This is a genomic window from Mesorhizobium sp. ISC15, assembly GCF_037162615.1.
Classification (GTDB): domain Bacteria; phylum Pseudomonadota; class Alphaproteobacteria; order Rhizobiales; family Rhizobiaceae; genus Mesorhizobium; species Mesorhizobium mediterraneum.
This window is the reverse complement of the sequence record NZ_JAVSPX010000001.1, coordinates 972,130-987,534: the sequence shown is the minus strand read 5'-3', so window position 1 is coordinate 987,534 and position 15,405 is coordinate 972,130. Positions and strand designations below refer to the sequence as shown.

Annotated in this window: 13 protein-coding genes and 1 pseudogene; 9 read left to right on the top strand and 5 right to left on the bottom strand. The window is 63.7% G+C overall.

The genetic code is table 11. The features are described from left to right. The first annotated feature begins 8 nt into the window (after positions 1-8). The 4 genes from RPG13_RS04905 (at position 9) to RPG13_RS04890 (ending at position 5,861) form a co-directional block, all read left to right on the top strand. Positions 9-1,478: a sugar ABC transporter ATP-binding protein gene (locus RPG13_RS04905; RefSeq protein ID WP_337124517.1), complete on the top strand. Its 1,470-nt coding sequence runs from the start codon at positions 9-11 to the stop codon at positions 1,476-1,478. Between the two features lies 1 nt (position 1,479). Then, positions 1,480-2,460 carry an ABC transporter permease gene (locus RPG13_RS04900; RefSeq protein WP_095484953.1) on the top strand — a complete coding sequence of 327 codons (981 nt, stop codon included), beginning with the start codon at positions 1,480-1,482 and terminating at the stop codon, positions 2,458-2,460. A 3-nt stretch (positions 2,461-2,463) separates the two neighbouring features. Beyond that, positions 2,464-3,411: an ABC transporter permease gene (locus RPG13_RS04895; protein WP_126104385.1), complete on the top strand. Its 948-nt coding sequence runs from the start codon at positions 2,464-2,466 to the stop codon at positions 3,409-3,411. Between the two features lie 380 nt (positions 3,412-3,791). Continuing rightward, positions 3,792-5,861: a 3-hydroxyacyl-CoA dehydrogenase NAD-binding domain-containing protein gene (locus RPG13_RS04890; RefSeq protein ID WP_337124516.1), complete on the top strand. Its 2,070-nt coding sequence runs from the start codon at positions 3,792-3,794 to the stop codon at positions 5,859-5,861. A gap of 33 nt (positions 5,862-5,894) precedes the next feature. Here RPG13_RS04890 and RPG13_RS04885 read toward each other — a convergent pair whose 3' ends face one another. Continuing rightward, a complete protein-coding gene (locus tag RPG13_RS04885; RefSeq protein WP_095484956.1) occupies positions 5,895-6,707 on the bottom strand; it encodes a response regulator transcription factor in 813 nt (270 codons plus the stop codon). Between the two features lie 113 nt (positions 6,708-6,820). Here RPG13_RS04885 and RPG13_RS04880 point away from each other — a divergent pair, with 113 nt between their 5' ends. The 5 genes from RPG13_RS04880 (at position 6,821) to RPG13_RS04860 (ending at position 11,625) form a co-directional block, all read left to right on the top strand. Further along, positions 6,821-7,957 carry an ABC transporter ATP-binding protein gene (locus RPG13_RS04880; RefSeq protein WP_292713729.1) on the top strand — a complete coding sequence of 379 codons (1,137 nt, stop codon included), beginning with the start codon at positions 6,821-6,823 and terminating at the stop codon, positions 7,955-7,957. Beyond that, positions 7,938-9,101 (top strand): ABC transporter substrate-binding protein, encoded by a 1,164-nt coding sequence (locus RPG13_RS04875; RefSeq protein ID WP_337124515.1) that lies wholly within the window; start codon positions 7,938-7,940, stop codon positions 9,099-9,101. The genes RPG13_RS04880 and RPG13_RS04875 overlap by 20 nt, the downstream gene beginning before the upstream one ends. 76 nt (positions 9,102-9,177) lie before the next feature. Beyond that, a complete protein-coding gene (locus RPG13_RS04870; protein ID WP_337124514.1) occupies positions 9,178-10,041 on the top strand; it encodes an ABC transporter permease in 864 nt (287 codons plus the stop codon). Next, a complete protein-coding gene (locus RPG13_RS04865; RefSeq protein ID WP_128243507.1) occupies positions 10,041-10,853 on the top strand; it encodes an ABC transporter permease in 813 nt (270 codons plus the stop codon). The genes RPG13_RS04870 and RPG13_RS04865 overlap by 1 nt, the downstream gene beginning before the upstream one ends. 10 nt (positions 10,854-10,863) lie before the next feature. Beyond that, positions 10,864-11,625, top strand: a complete 762-nt coding sequence (locus RPG13_RS04860; protein WP_128243508.1) for an SDR family NAD(P)-dependent oxidoreductase — start codon at positions 10,864-10,866, stop codon at positions 11,623-11,625. A 16-nt stretch (positions 11,626-11,641) separates the two neighbouring features. Here the strand turns inward: RPG13_RS04860 and RPG13_RS04855 are convergent, their stop codons facing one another. The 4 genes and pseudogenes from RPG13_RS04855 to RPG13_RS04840 all read right to left on the bottom strand — a co-directional run bounded on the left by RPG13_RS04855 (position 11,642) and on the right by RPG13_RS04840 (position 15,405). Beyond that, the gene (locus RPG13_RS04855) at positions 11,642-13,150 is read right to left on the bottom strand and encodes an aldehyde dehydrogenase family protein (protein ID WP_337124513.1); all 1,509 of its coding nucleotides are present in this window, start codon (positions 13,148-13,150) and stop codon (positions 11,642-11,644) included. A 20-nt stretch (positions 13,151-13,170) separates the two neighbouring features. Beyond that, positions 13,171-13,514: pseudogene (locus RPG13_RS04850) on the bottom strand (cupin domain-containing protein). 30 nt (positions 13,515-13,544) lie between these two features. Next, the gene (locus RPG13_RS04845) at positions 13,545-13,895 is read right to left on the bottom strand and encodes a cupin domain-containing protein (protein ID WP_337124512.1); all 351 of its coding nucleotides are present in this window, start codon (positions 13,893-13,895) and stop codon (positions 13,545-13,547) included. Between the two features lie 235 nt (positions 13,896-14,130). Further along, positions 14,131-15,405 (bottom strand): glycosyltransferase, encoded by a 1,275-nt coding sequence (locus RPG13_RS04840; protein WP_337124511.1) that lies wholly within the window; start codon positions 15,403-15,405, stop codon positions 14,131-14,133.

The window sequence follows — 15,405 nt, the reverse complement described above, 5'->3', positions numbered from 1 at the left end:
CGCTAGGGATGCCCGAGGCCGGCGCAGACATCATCCGGCTGGACGGCGCCGAAAAACATTTTGGCGCCGTCCGTGCCCTCGCCGGCGTCGATTTCCACGTCGGTGCCGGTGAATGCGTTGGTCTCGTCGGCCACAATGGTGCGGGCAAGTCGACGCTCATGCATATGGTGGCGGGCACGCTAGTGCCCGACAGCGGCCAGATCGCGGTGCGTGGCGGCATCGAGAACAACTATTCGGTGCCGCGCGCCCAACAGCTCGGCATACGCTGCGTGTTCCAGGAACTCTCGCTCTGCCCGAACCTCAGCGTTGCCGAGAACACGCGTATCAACCACCCGGCATTGCGCGGCCTCGGCTGGCGACGCAAGGCTGCCGATCTCATCACGGCCAAGCTCAACGAGATCTTCCCGGACCACAGCATCTCCGCCTCCGATATCGCCGGCGACCTCTCCATCGGCAGGCGGCAGATGGTCGAGGTGGCGCGTGCCTTCACGGTGACGCAGGATCCGCTCGAACTGGTCATCCTCGACGAGCCGACATCGTCGCTCGACGCGCATACGGCCGGCCAGCTGCTGGCCTTCGTCCGGCGCTTTGTCGCCGGGGGCAAGAGCTGCATCCTGATCTCGCATGTCCTTGGCGAGGTGCTCGGGAATGCCGACCGCATCGTGGTGATGCGCGACGGCAAGGTCGTTGCGTCAGATGCGGCAACGGCTTTCGATCGCGACAGGCTGGTGACGACCATGGGTGGAGCGGAAGCGCGTGAGAAGATCGCGGCCGAAATTGCGACCCAAAAGCCGGAGACCGGCCCGTTGCGGGTCCGGGCCCGCCCAGCGCGGCAGCAGGACGGCAACGAGCTTGTCGCGCATGCGGGCGAGATCATCGGTCTTGCCGGGCTGGCCGGCCATGGGCAAACCGACCTGCTGCTGGCGATCTTCGCCGCTGCGGCGCGCTCTAAAACCGGCATCGAGGTCACCGCGCCGGTAGCGCTGGTGGCCGGTGACCGGCAGTCGGACGGGATTTTCCCGCAATGGTCGATTGCGCAGAACATCGGCATCCGCTCGCTGAAGCGATTGCGCAACGGCCTGCTGATCTCGCCGCAGCGCGAAGCCGAGCTCGCCGACTTCTGGCGAGGGAAAATCGGCATCCGCACTCCGGACATGAACAACAACATCTTCTCGCTGTCCGGCGGCAACCAGCAGAAGGCCTTGTTTGCCCGGGCGCTCGGCTCCGACGCGAAGATCGTGCTGATGGACGACCCAATGCGGGGGGTCGATATCGGCACCAAGCTCGAGGTCTACGACCTCGTGCGCGAAGAAGCTGGGCGCGGCCGCACCTTCCTCTGGTACACCACGGAAACCGAAGAGCTCGACAATTGCCACCATATCTACGTCTTCAAGAACGGCCGGATCGTCGCCAATCTTGGGCGCGACGAGCTGACGGAGGAAAAGATCATCCAGTCCTCGTTCGGCGACGCGGCCTGAGATGACGGCAGCACCTGTCGAGACCGGGCTCAAAGGTTCCGCCGAGCGTGACAGGCTAGCGCGGGCGCGCCTGTTGCGCAGCCTGCTGCCGGCTTTATCGCTGGTGCTTGTGCTGCTGGCGATCGCGTGGCTCAACCCGCGCGCCATCAGCTATTTCGGCTTCAGCCTGATGCTCAATTTGGCGATCCCGATCGCCCTGGCGACGATCGCGCAGATGTTCGTCATCGCCGGCAACGAGCTCGACCTGTCGATCGGCACCTTCGTCGGTTTCGTCGGCTGCGTCACGGCGACGTGGCTGAAGGACGCGCCACTGGTCGGCATCTTGATCCTGCTCGGCTCGATCGGTGTCTACGCGCTGCTCGGCGCGCTGATCCATCTGCGCAACCTGCCTTCGATCGTGGTGACGCTCGGCATGAGTTTTGTCTGGCAGGGGCTCGCCATCCTCATCCTGCCGAAGCCCGGCGGCAAGGCGCCGGACTGGTTGCTGTCGCTCATGGCTTTCAAGCCGCCTTTCATTCCCTTTCCGATCATTGCCGCGCTGCTGATCGCGGCGGTCGTTTATTTCGGACTGATGCGCACCTCCTATGGCGTGATCCTGCGCGGATCGGGCGGCAATGCCGCGGCACTCAGCCGTGCCGGCTGGTCGCTGCTCAAGACCAAGATCATCCTGTTTGCACTCGCCGGCCTGTTCGGGGTGCTGTCCGGCATGGCCTTGATCGGCATCACCACCTCGGCCGACGCCAATATCGGCAATGGCTACACGCTGCTTTCGATCGCCGGCGTCATCCTCGGTGGCGGCGAATTCGTCGGCGGCCGGGTGTCGCCGATCGGCGCGGTGATCGGCGCGCTGACGCTGGCGCTGGCCGCGTCGCCACTGCTGACCTTCATGCACATTCCGCCTGATTGGCAGGTGGCCGCCAATGGCGCCATCCTGATCATCGTGCTGGCGGCCCGGGTGCTGATCAGCCGCAGGGAGAGGTGAGCGATGGCATCGTTGCGATTGCTGCTCGCCAAACCGTGGATCTGGTCCTTCATCGGCGCGCTGCTGGTATGGCTGGCGACGATTGCCTTCACCGGCGGATATGGCGGCGGCGGCATGATCACGGCGGCACTTTCGCTCGCCGTCTTCACCGTCATCGTCGGTGTCGGCCAGATGTTCGTCATCACCCTCGGACCGGGCAATGTCGACCTGTCGCTGCCGGCCAATATCGGCCTCGCCAGCGCCGTTGCCATGAAGGTGATGGACGGCAATGATTCAATGATCGCCGTCGGGCTGCTGGCGGCGCTGGCCTGCGGCATGGCGGTCGGCGCCGCCAATTATCTCTTGATCTGGGCGCTGCGCATTCCGCCGATCATCGCTACATTGTCGGCGAGCTTCATCATCCAGTCGATCGACATCAGCTATGGCCGCGGCTTGCAGATCAAGCCGCCGCCGGGCTTCGCCAGTTTTACAAACTGGCAGATTCTGGGCATTCCGGTGCTGGCGATCCTCACCGTGCTGTTCACCATCGGCGCTGCCATTGCGCTGCAGCGCATGATCTATGGCCGTTCGGTGCTGGCGATCGGCCAGAACATCCGCGCCGCGTGGCTGGCCGGTATCAATGTCGGCCGCATCCGCTTCCTCACCTACACGCTCTCGGGCGCGCTCGGCGGCCTCGACGGGGCGCTGCTTGCCGGCTATTTCCGCGGGGCCAATGTCGATATCGGCAACGAATACCTGCTGGCCTCGATTGCGGTCGTGGTCATCGGCGGCACGTCGGTCGCCGGCGGCAAGGCGAATGTGCCGGGCGTCTGGGGCGCGGCCCTGTTCCTGGTGCTGCTCTTGACCATGCTCAATACGTTCGGCGTCAGCGCCGGCGTCCGGCTGCTGCTGACCGGACTGATCATCGTCGGCGTCATCACCGCTGCGGGCGGCCAGAAAGCGCTGCGCTAGTTCTTTCGCACAAAGGTGCCGCGACGGTACAGAATCTTTTAATGGCGGAGGGACAGCACCCACTCTGCCCTACCGGGCATCTCCCCCGCAAGGGGGGAGATCGGCAGCTCCAGCGCCCGTCTACTCGTATGACTTCGAGATTGGCGAAGGCCGTGATCACGGCCAATCTCCCCCCTTGCGGGGGAGATGTCCGGCAGGACAGAGGGGGTGGGAAGGATCGCGACGGCTCTCATTTGGGCCATCGCTGTGGCGAGACCTGATATGGCAGAGTCCGGCGGCTGGCCACGGCAGGCCCGGAGCCTTTCCGCGAAAACATCGCGGTTTCCATCCGGGCATCGGCCCTGTAAATCGTTCGGCCAAGATCATTGCGAGAGGTTTGCTTGTCCGATTTCGTGAGCGTTACAAGGGATGGCCGCATTGCCGTCGTGACCATCGACAATCCGCCGGTCAATGCGCTGAGCTTCCATGTTCGCGAGCCGCTGATGCAGGCGCTTGTCTCCTTGCGCGACGAGCCTGATGTCGCGGCCATCGTCATCGCTTGCGCCGGGCGGACCTTTGTCGCCGGCGCCGACATCACCGAATTCGGCAAGCCGGTGCAGCAGCCGGATTTGCGCGCCATCATTGCCGTGCTGGAAACCATCGCCAAGCCGACGGTTGCCGCCATTCACGGCACCGCGTTGGGGGGTGGCCTGGAACTGGCGCTTGGTTGCCATTTTCGCGCTGCGGATACCGGCGCCAAGCTGGGCCTGCCGGAAGTCAAGCTCGGCTTGCTGCCGGGCGGTGGCGGCACGGTTCGGCTGCCGCGTCTCGTCGGCGCGCTGAAGGCGCTCAGCATGATCGTTTCGGGCACGCCGATCGGTGCGGCAGAGGCGCTCGCCGCCGGGCTGGTGGACGCCGTCTTCGAGGATGGCCTGACTGCGCAAGCGGTTCGTTTCGCTAGCGAAATGGTTGGCAGGGGCGGACCGTTCACGCCGGTGCGCGACCGTGACGGCCGTCTCGACCGGGCGGAATTGCCTGAATTCGATAGGCAAGCAGCGGAGCTTGTCAAAAAGGCGCGCGGGCTCGAAGCGCCGATCGCCTGCGCGCAGTCGGTTCGCAACGCCATCACGCTGCCGTTCGACGAGGCGCTGGCGGCGGAACGCGAACTGTTCGTCAAACTCGTTGCTGGTGACCAATCGCGCGCTCAGCGCCATCTGTTCTTCGCCGAGCGCGAGGCGGCGAAGGTTGGGGCTAAAGATATCGTCAGGCGCAAGATCGCGCGGGTCGGCGTCATCGGCGCCGGCACGATGGGCGGCGGCATCGCCATGGCGTTCGCCAATGGCGGGTTTCCTGTGACCCTGCTGGAAACGACGCAGGAGGCACTAGAACGCGGGCTGGCGACGATCGAGAAGAACTATGCCGTCTCCGTCGCACGCGGTTCCCTCAGCGAAGACGCCAAGCGCCTGCGGCTCGGACTGTTCAAGGGTTCCACCGACTATGGCGACCTCGCCGATTGCGACCTGATCGTCGAGGCCGTGTTCGAGGAGATGGCGGTCAAGCGCGAGGTGTTCGGCAGGCTAGACGCGGTGGCCAAACCGGGCGCGATCCTCGCCACCAACACCTCCTATCTCGACGTCAACGAAATCGCCACCTCGACGTCGCGCCCGCAGGATGTCGTCGGCATGCATTTCTTTTCGCCGGCCAACGTCATGAAGCTGCTGGAGATCGTGCGTGCCGAGAAGACCGCGCCCGATGCGCTGGCGACAATCGTCGAGCTGGCGCGGCGGATCGGCAAGGTGCCGGTCGTCGTCGGCGTCTGCCATGGCTTCGTCGGCAACCGCATGCTGGCCGCGCGGGGTTCGGAATCCGAGGCGCTTTTGCTGGAAGGTGCAACGCCACAGCAGATCGACCAGGTATTCACCGATTTCGGCTGGCCAATGGGCCCGTTCCAGATGGGCGATCTCGCCGGCCTCGACATAGGCTGGCGCAACCGCAAGGCGCGCGGCCAGACGGCAATAATCGCCGACACACTGTGCGAACAGGGGCATTTCGGCCAGAAGACCGGCAGCGGTTTCTACCGATACGAGAACGGCTCACGCACACCGGCTCCCAACCCGGAGGTCGAAACGCTGATCCGCGACAAGGCTGCCGAGAAGGGTATCGCGCCGCGCACGATCGGCGCCGAGGAGATCATCGAGCGGACGCTTTATCCGATGATCAACGAAGGGGCGAAGATCCTCGAGGAGAAAATCGCCGCCCGCGCCTCCGATATCGATGTCGTCTGGGTCAACGGCTACGGTTTTCCGGTTGGCAAGGGCGGGCCGATGTTCTGGGCCGGTCTCGAAGGGATCGACAAGATCATCGGACGGCTGGACCACTGGCACGAGCGGACCGGCAAGGACGTTTTCAAGCAGGCCCCCCTGCTCAGGCAGATGGCTGAAACCGGCTCCTGGGAAGGCGCTGCCAGCTAAACTGCTTGAGCGAGGCCATTTCGAAATCGTGGATTACCGAATCCGCGCGTCGATGATCTCGACGAAACGCGCGAAGAGACCAGCCTGCGATTTGATCTTGAGCTTGCGATAGATGTTGCGGCGGTGGACCTTTACGGTTCCCGGCACGATGCGCATCGCCCTGGCTATCGATTCCGTCGAATGGCCCTGAAGCACCAGATCGACGACATGCTTTTCTCGCGGCGTGAGCGAAAGGCTCTTCCAGATATGAGCACGCTCGAACTCGTTGACCGGCGCAATCGCCTCGTCCTGCTTCGTCGCTGCCGGTTGGTCGGCCGGAAGGGCCGGCCAGCGCAGCCTGGCGAGACCGATCACCGCCGGCGCCATGTCACGCAGCAACCTGGCGTCGGCGGTTCCGAATGGTCCCGAAGCGTGCAATCGCATCAGCGAGACCACCAGCGCGTCCTTTCCCTTAAGCGGCACGAAGAAACCGACCTCCTCGGCCAGCTTGGTCTGGCTATAGTAGGAGCGATAATATTCGCTGGCATAGAAGCGGTCCGGCGCCAGCTCGCGCATGCGCCAAAAACCTTCCTTTCGCTCGACCGCTGCGTGATGGAACGGGTCGAGCAGATAAGGCCCTTCCTGATAGAGCGCGACGAAGACGTGGCTTTCGGCCGGCGAGAACGTCTCGAACAGCAGCGGCGGGCGCGAGGCGCCGCGATAGCCGAAGATCACACAGTGATCGAAGCTGACATGCCGCCGGAGCCAAGCGACCATCGCCTTGCCGAAAAGCTCGCCGCTCGTCTCCCGTGTCGCCGCGATGAGCGCAGCGAGCTGATTGTATTCGTCGCCGCGCGATCCGCTCAATTTATACCCCTTTAAACGAGAAAATAGACCAAATATACCACCTGCGAGGTATATACTAGTCACCGTTGGCTCTGATAGCGTCTTGAAAATCGCCTTCGCTGGAGCCCGCAGCTTTGACCGCAGTGCCAGATATCGAGTTTCGCGGGGTCACCAAACGCTACGGCAGCGTGACTGCGGTCAGCGGCATCGATCTAGCCATCCCGCCGTCTGCCTTTGTCGCCTTGCTCGGGCCGTCCGGCTGCGGCAAGACAACCTGCCTGCGCATGATCGGCGGCTTCGAACAGCCGAGCGAAGGCGCGGTGTTCATCCGCGGCCGCGACATGGCCGGCACGCCGCCCTACCGGCGGCCGGTCAACATGGTGTTCCAGCAATATGCGCTGTTTCCGCATCTGGATGTCGAGGACAACATCGCTTACGGGCTGCGCCAGGCGCGGCCGCGGCTGACGTCGCGGGAGATCAGCCTGAGGGCAGGCGAGGCGCTCGCCATGGTGCGGCTTGCCGGCTACGGCCGCCGCAAGATCCACGAGCTTTCCGGCGGCCAGCAGCAGCGTGTCGCCCTGGCGCGCGCGCTGGTCAACAAGCCGGCGGTGCTGCTGCTCGACGAGCCGCTGGCGGCGCTCGACAAGAAACTGCGCACCGACATGCAGATAGAGCTGCAGAACCTGCAGCGCGAGATCGGCATCACCTTCGTCCTTGTCACGCACGACCAGGAAGAAGCACTGTCGATGAGCGATTTCGTCTGCGTCATGAATGGCGGGCGCATCGTCCAGCTCGGACAGCCAAGCGAAATCTATGACGAGCCCGCTGATCTGTTCGTCGCGGACTTCGTCGGCAAGACCAATCTGTTGAGCGGCAAGGTCGCCGGGCACTCGGGCGACCTCGTCGAGGTGGCACTTGCCGACGGCACCGTCATTGCCGCGCGCAAACGGACTTCGCTGCGCCAGGACGAAGCCGTTGCCGTCAGCCTGCGTCCTGAAGCCCTAAGCCTCGGCGCGCCGGGAAGCGGTCGGCTGAACGGCATTGTCCGCAACCGGATCTTTCTTGGCTCGACCGCGGAATATGCGATCGAGGTCGGCGGTATCGGAACGCTGCTCGCCAAGGCCGATCACCTGATCGGCGGTCGAAATCTCTTCAAGCCGGGTGAACCCGTCGCCATCGGCTTTACATCAGGAACGCCGCTCGCGTTCCCGGATCCCAAGAACAACGGGACCAACCAGAGGGAAAACAAACATGTCGAAATCATATCGTGACGGACTGCCGATAAACCCCGAAAAATTCGTCGACCAATTGATGCGCCTCAAGCGCGGTTCGATCGGCCGCCGTGAGTTCCTTGGCCTCACCGGTCTTGGCGTGGCAACGGCGGTGATGGCCCGCGAACTCGGCATCATGCCCTCGCCCGCCTTCGCCCAGGAGGGTCTTGGCGACCGCATGTCGATCGCCACCTGGCCCAATTATCATGACCCGGCGACGTTCGAGAATTTCAAGGCGGAGACCGGCGTTGCTGTCGAGGTCAATGTGTTCGGGTCAAACGAGGAGATGCTGGCCAAGCTGCAGGCCGGCGCCTCGGGCTGGAGCCTCTTCGTGCCGACCAACTACACGATCTCCACCTACAAGAAGCTCGATATCATCGAAGCGCTCGACATGGCCAAGCTTGCCAATTTCGACGGCTCGCAACAGGACCCGCGCTTCACTGGGGAAGGCACGATCGACGGTGCGACCTACGCGGTGCCGAAGAACTGGGGCACCACCGGATTTGCCGTCAACACCAAGAAGCTGACCAAGCCGGTGACGAGCTGGAAGGAATTCTGGGATACGGCCATGACCGAGGGCGACGGCCGGACCATGGTTCATGACTACCAGCTCACCACGATCGGCAATGCGCTGAAATATTACGGCTTCTCGTTCAACTCACTGAAGCAGGACGAACTCGCCAAGGCGGAGGAACTGCTGCTGAAGGTCAAGCCGCACCTGTTTGCCGTTTCCAGCGATTACCAGCCGTCGATGCGTGCCGGCGACGCCTGGCTGACGATGTGCTGGACCAATGACGGGGCGCAGCTCCACCGCGACATTCCCGAGATCGCTTATGTGCTTGGCAAGGAGGGCGGCGAGATCTGGACCGACTTCTACGCCATTCCGAAGGACGCGCCCAATAAGCCCGCCGGCTATGCCCTGCTCAACTACCTGATGGACCCGAAGGTCGCGGTCAAGGAGCACCTGGCCAACGGCGCGCCTTCCACCGACGCGCGGGTCAATGCGCTGCTGCCTAAGGAGGTGCTGGACAATCCGATCCTCTACCCGGCGGCCGAACTATTGACTCCGCTGGAATTCGGTGCGGCTGCGACGCTGACCGATCCGGCCCGGGCCGAACTGATGGCCCGCTTCAAGTCGGCTTGAACCGGGCGGGCCCTAGGTCCGATGCAGGCAACTCACCCGGCGGGCAGATGTCCGCCGGCACCGGGGCGGTTTTTTAATGCGCAGCAATGTCCTTCGTCATAATCTGCTGACCGCGCTGCTACTCGGTCCCGCAACCGCGTGGCTGGTGGTGTTTCTGGTCCTGCCGTTCATCGCGATCGCCGTCTTCAGCGTCGGCGAGCGGGCGCCTGAAGGCGGCTATCAGGCTGCTTTCACGCTCACGCAATATGCCAATCTTCCGGCACGGGCGACTGCCTTCTGGAACACGATGGTGCTGGCACCGGCAGGCGCCTTGGCCTGTCTCCTCGTCGCCTATCCGGTCGCCTATTACCTCGCCTTGCGCGCGCCGGAGCGGTGGCGGCTGATCCTGCTTGCGCTTGTCGTCATCCCGTTCTGGACCAGCCTGCTGATGCGAACCTATGCCTGGATGTATGTTCTGGGCGGGCGCGGCATCCCGGCATTGCTGGCCTATGTCGGGTTTGAAGACGTGCGGCTGATCAACACGCCGGGCGCGGTCCTGCTCGGCATCGTCTATGGCTATCTGCCGCTAATGATCCTGCCGATCTATGTCAGCCTCGAGCGGCTCGATCGCCGGCTGCTGGAAGCCTCCGCCGATCTCGGCGCCACGCCGATCTCGACATTCCTAGGCGTGACGCTGCGGCTGTCGCTGCCGGGTGTGATGACCGGCTTCTCGCTGGTCATGATCCTGCTGCTCGGCGAATATCTGATCCCGACGCTGCTCGGTGGCGGCAAGGTCTTCTTCATCGGCAACGCGCTGGTCGACCTGTTCCTGCAGTCGCGCAACTGGCCGTTCGGGTCGGCAATCGCGATAACGCTGGTTCTGGTTTCCGTGGTGGTGCTGCTTGCCGCCAACCGAATTTCGACCCGGCTTTCCGGAGCGCGCCGGGTGGACCTGATCTGATGCGCGCCTTCGTCATAGCGGTCTTTGCATTTCTCTACCTGCCGATCGCGCTTGTGGTGCTGTTCTCCTTCAATGCCGGCCGCCACGCCAGCGAGCTCACCGGCCTGTCGGTGCAATGGTACGGCAAGGCGCTGTCGAACCCGTTTCTGGTCGAGGCACTGAAGAACAGCCTGTTCATCGCCACCACCAGCGCCTTGCTCGCAGCACTGTGCGGCACGGCGGCGGCGCTTGGCCTGGCGCGCGTCGGCGCGCGGACACGCGCCGTTTTCGATGCGCTCCTGGGTGCTGCGATCGTTGTTCCGGGCGTCGTCATCGGCATCTCGACGCTGGTCGCGCTCGTCCAGCTGTTTGGGGTCCTCAATCCGTTTCTCGCGTCGCTGTGGCCGAACGACCAGCCGCCGCGCCTCGCACTCGGCTACGGCTCAATTATCGCCGCGCACGGGCTGTTTTCGATGGCGCTGGTGGCAATGATCGTCGGCACACGCCTCGGCAGCCTCGACCGCAATCTGGTCGAGGCCTCAAGTGATCTCTATGCCACCCCGCTGACGACGTTCCGCAGCATCGTGTTGCCGCAGATCATGCCGGCGGTGATCGCCGGCTTCCTGCTTGCCTTCACCTTCTCCTTCGACGATTTCATCGTCGCCTTCTTCGTCGCCGGCGCGCAGACGACATTGCCGATCTATGTCTTTGCCTCGATCCGGCGCGGCGTGACGCCCGAAATCAACGCCATCGCGACGATCGTCCTCGTCGCCTCCGTTCTGCTTGTGGTGCTTGCCCAATGGCAATTGCGCCAACGCAAACCATCAAACTGAAAGTCGCATCATGATTCTGAAAGATCGCATCGCCGTGGTGACCGGCGCCGGGTCGGGCATCGGGCGCGCCGGTGCGATGATCATGGCTAGGGAAGGCGCGGTGGTGGTGATCGCCGACAGGGATCAGGCTGCGGGCGAAGCCACGGCTTTCGACATCCGTACCGCCGGCGGCCGGGCCGAAGCGGTCGCCACCGATGTCGGCGACGATGCGGCGATCGAGCAACTCATTACGGGCACACTGGGCAAACATGGTCGGATCGATGTCCTGCACAACCATGCCGGGGTCCAGGTCGGCGGCACGCTGACCGAAGTCGGCGTCGACGGCATGGATGCCTCCTGGCGGATCAACGTACGGGCGCAGTTCCTCGCGGCCAGGCTCGTCATGCCGTCGATGATCGAACAGGGCGGCGGTGTCATCGTGAACACCGCCTCGAATTCGGGTGTGTTCTATGACCGCGAGATGATCGCCTACGCAACCTCAAAACATGCCGTGGTGGCGATGACCCGGCAGATGTCGCTCGACTATGCCAAGCACAATGTCCGCGTCAACGCACTCTGTCCGGGTTGGGTCGACACGCCCTTCAACGAGCCGTTCATCGCCCAGATGGGCGGGCGCGATGCGATCGAACGCTATGTCCGCACCAAGATTCCCATGCAGCGCTGGGCCGCGGCGGAAGAAATAGCCGAAGCGATCCTGTTCCTCGTCTCCGATCGTTCGTCCTTCATGACCGGCCAGGCGCTGGTGATCGACGGCGGCGAGAGCATCGGCTGACGCAGCCGTTCATATCTCATACGTGCTTGCGTCCGCCGGCCTCGCGAAACCAGCTGTCGGGATAGGGATACCACCAGTCCTGGATCGCTGGCTTGTGGTCGATGATGACCATCTTCGAACGGCGGAAGGCATCGAGGCCCTGGCGACCGAGCTCACGGCCGAGGCCCGATGCCTTCCAGCCGCCGAAAGGCAGCGCGTCATTGTCGATCAGCGGATTGTTGACCCAGACCATGCCGGCTTCGAGCCGTTCGGCGGCCTCATGCGCCTCGGCAAGGTCGGTGGTGAAGACCGAGGCGCCGAGCCCGAACGGGCTGTCATTGGCAAGTTCTATCGCCTCGTCGAAATCCTTGACCCGGCAGATCGCGGCGACCGGTCCGAAACACTCTTCGCGCACGATCGCCATACCGGGGGTGACACCGGTGAGAATCGTCGGCTCGTAGAACCAGCCGACATTATGCGCCGGCGGAATACGCCCGCCGGTGACCGCCTTGGCGCCGCTGCGGATCGCATCATCGACCAGCCGCATGACTTTCGCCCGCGCCGCCTCGCTGACCAGCGGCCCGATCTCGGTCTTGTCGAGGCCGTTGCCGATGCGCAGCGCACGCGTCTTCTGCGCAAACAGCTCGACAAAGCGGTCGTGAACGGCATCGACGACGAAGAATCGCTCGGCCGAGGTGCAGACCTGGCCCGTAAGATGGAACGCGGCGGTGACGCTGCCGGCCGCCGCTATATCAAGCGGAGCGTGTTGGCTGATGATCAGCGGATCGCTGCCGCCCGCCTCGATAACGCACGGCTTCATGCGTTCGGCGCAGGCGACGGCGACAGCCTTGCCGGCGGCGACCGAGCCGGTGAAGGCGACCGCGTGGGTACGGTCCGAAGCGATCAGCGCCTGCGCGGTGGCCGCCCCGCCCGGCAGGCAGGAAACCAGGCCCTCCGGCAAGGAGCGGAACACGGCCATGTAATCCAGCGTCGACAATGTCGTCGCTTCGGCCGGCTTGATCACGCAGGCATTGCCGGCGGCGAGCGAAGCGGCGACGGTCCAGCACATCAACAGGATGGGGAAATTGTAGGGCATGATGTGCACCGAGGTGCCGTAAGGCTCGTAGCGCGCGTACTGGAACGAACCGGCCTGCGTCGTGCCGGCAATCTTGCCGGCATCGTCACGCGCCATTTCGGCGTAATAGCGGAAGATCGGCGCGCAATTGGCGATCTCGCCGATCGCTTCCGGATAGGGCTTGCCCATCTCGCGCACCATCAGCTCGGCGCAGCGCGTGAAGTCGGCCGCCTCGATGGCGTTCGCGACTGCATGCAGATGCTTGGCGCGGCTCTTGGCGTCGAGCTTTTTCCATGCCGCTTGCGCCTTGGTCGCCGCGGTCAGCACGGCGTCGATCTCGCCATCGGTTGCAGTCGCGATCGCGCCGACGGTTTCGAGCGTCGCCGGGTCGATCACCGGCTTTCTTGTGCCGGCCATCGGCCGATAATCCGGATTGACGAAGAAGGCCGGCCGGTCAGCGGAGAATTCCATGGTCTTCCTTTCAACCCCGCTCAGCGGATCATGTAGACCTTCTTGATGGTCTCATGGACGGTGCAGACGCCCTTCCAGTCCTGCGGAAAGAACGCCGCCGTGTCCGGCTCGATCTCGATCACCTCGCCGGATTCGTGGACATAGGTGCAGCGGCCCTCGAGGAAATGGCAGAACTCGTCGCGGGTGACATGGCAGTGCCATTTGCCTGGGGTGCAGACCCACAGCCCGCATTCGGAGCGGCCCTCCGGCCCCTTGTGCAGCAGCTTGCCGGAGGTGCGGGATTCGCCGGCGATCATGGTGGGGATAACGCCCCAGTCGACGAGGTCGTGATGGCGAGCGGCGATTTCATGATTGGCGTTGGCATTTCGTGAAGCTCCAGTGCGGCAGGCGTGAGTCAGGCCAGCATGTAGACGTTGCGGATGGTCTCATGGACGGTGCATTCGCCGGTCCAACCGGCCGGGAACATGACAAGCGTGGCGGCGGAGATTTCTATCACCTCGCCGTCGTCCGATCTGTAGGTCGCGCGGCCGGCAACGAAATGGCACAATTCGTCGCGCGGAATCGCCAGACGCCAGCGGCCGGGCGTGCAGACCCAAATGCCGGATTCCGGCTGGTTGTTCGGTCCCTTGTGGGCGAGCCTGCCGGTGGAGTGGGACGCGCCTTCCAGCATATCCGGCTGTGCGCCCCAGTCGACAAGGTCGGTGCGGGTCGAGGCCTGGTGGAGATGCGGCGCAGAGGCGGTCATGCGGGTGCTCCGGTTCGACGCTCATTTTCGAGATGGCTTCGCTCTACGGCGCCCCCCTCTGTCCTGCCGGACATCTCCCCCTCAAGGGGGGAGATTAGCAGCTTCGGCCCCCTGTTCACTCCTGCGATGTTGGTGATTGGCGAAAGCCGAGGTGACATCCAATCTCCCCCCTTGAGGGGGAGATGGCCGGCAGGCCAGAGGGGGGTGCCTTGGCTCCGCACGTCAAACATCGCGCTCATAGAAGTTGCTCCAACAGCCCCGCCGCTTTCTCCGGGCCGTTCTGCGACTGCATCTGCGCCGAGGTTTTCGCCAGCTTGGCCTTCATCTTGGGGTCCGTCAGGCAGGTTTCGATCTTCGCGATCAGCGCGGCGTCGCTCCAGTCGTAGCGCGGCATGCCGAAGCCGTGGCCGGTTTCCTCGACCCGCGTCGCGTTGTCGTGGCCGTCCCAGACATAGGGCATGATGATCGCCGGCTTGCCGAAATAGAGGCACTCGGTGAATGAGTTGTTGCCGCCATGGTGGATCACCGCATCGACCTGCGGGATGACCGAGGGCTGTGGAAACCAGCTCTCGACGATGACGTTTTCGGGCACTTGCGCGTACTGGTCCTTGTAGCCGCCGACATTGACCAGCGCCCGGTAGCGCGTCTTGCCTAGCGTCGCGATAATGCGCTTCAGTAGGTCGACATCACCGGCGCCAAGGCTGCCGAAGGAAACATAGAGCAGCGGCCCGTCGTTATTCTTCGTAAAAGTCGGCACCGTGTAGGGTTTCTCCTGCCGCACGCAGCCTTCCAGATACTGGAATTTTGCCGGGTCGAGCGGATGGCGGCGCTTGAACTTTGCCGCCTCGGGATAGAGCAGCAAATTGAGGTAGGGCGAGGCCTCGAAAAACTGGCCGATCGGATAAGGCGCTTCGTTGTTGGCAATCAAGAACGCGTTGAAGTCGTCGTGGATCGGCTTGATGACCGTGTTGAAATGGTCGCGATAGCGCTGATGGCAGGCGTGGTCGTTCTCGCCGCAGCCGGACAGATGCGGCGGGATGTCCTCGTCCTCGATCTCGTTTTCCGAGCATGAGATGACGCGCACCCACGGCTTGCCATACTGCTTGATCGCCGGGAACAGGATGACGTTGTCGACGCAGATGACATCGGGCTTGATCGTCGCAAGCACGCCGGGCAGATCCTTCTCAGCCCATTTGGCGCTATCGACGATCGCCGTCCAGCAGTCCTTCACGTAGTTGTCGACCTGGTCGTAGGGCGATTTGCGGAAATTCGGGATATGGCCGTTGATGAAATCTTCCCAGAACTTGGCCATCTGTTCGGGCGGCATCGGTTCGGACAGGTTCACCGGATGAGCCTCGAAGCCGTAGCCCTTGTAGACGTCGACAAAGCCGGGATCCGACAGGAACACCGCTCTGTGGCCGCGTGCCTCGACCGCCTGGGCGATGCCGACGGAATTGAGCGCCGGGCCATAGGCCGCTTCCGGAAAAAACGCGATCGTCTTCTGCGCCAT

What these genes read in the sequence shown, in the direction of transcription:
- RPG13_RS04905 (WP_337124517.1), top strand. Translation starts at nt 9, where the DNA reads ATGCCCGAGGCCGGCGCAGACATCATCCGGCTGGACGGCGCCGAAAAA.
- RPG13_RS04900 (WP_095484953.1), top strand. Translation starts at nt 1,480, where the DNA reads ATGACGGCAGCACCTGTCGAGACCGGGCTCAAAGGTTCCGCCGAGCGT.
- RPG13_RS04895 (WP_126104385.1), top strand. Translation starts at nt 2,464, where the DNA reads ATGGCATCGTTGCGATTGCTGCTCGCCAAACCGTGGATCTGGTCCTTC.
- RPG13_RS04875 (WP_337124515.1), top strand. Translation starts at nt 7,938, where the DNA reads ATGTCGAAATCATATCGTGACGGACTGCCGATAAACCCCGAAAAATTC.
- RPG13_RS04870 (WP_337124514.1), top strand. Translation starts at nt 9,178, where the DNA reads ATGCGCAGCAATGTCCTTCGTCATAATCTGCTGACCGCGCTGCTACTC.
- RPG13_RS04865 (WP_128243507.1), top strand. Translation starts at nt 10,041, where the DNA reads ATGCGCGCCTTCGTCATAGCGGTCTTTGCATTTCTCTACCTGCCGATC.
- RPG13_RS04860 (WP_128243508.1), top strand. Translation starts at nt 10,864, where the DNA reads ATGATTCTGAAAGATCGCATCGCCGTGGTGACCGGCGCCGGGTCGGGC.
- RPG13_RS04855 (WP_337124513.1), bottom strand. Translation starts at nt 13,150, where the DNA reads ATGGAATTCTCCGCTGACCGGCCGGCCTTCTTCGTCAATCCGGATTAT.
- RPG13_RS04845 (WP_337124512.1), bottom strand. Translation starts at nt 13,895, where the DNA reads ATGACCGCCTCTGCGCCGCATCTCCACCAGGCCTCGACCCGCACCGAC.
- RPG13_RS04840 (WP_337124511.1), bottom strand. Translation starts at nt 15,405, where the DNA reads ATGGCGCAGAAGACGATCGCGTTTTTTCCGGAAGCGGCCTATGGCCCG.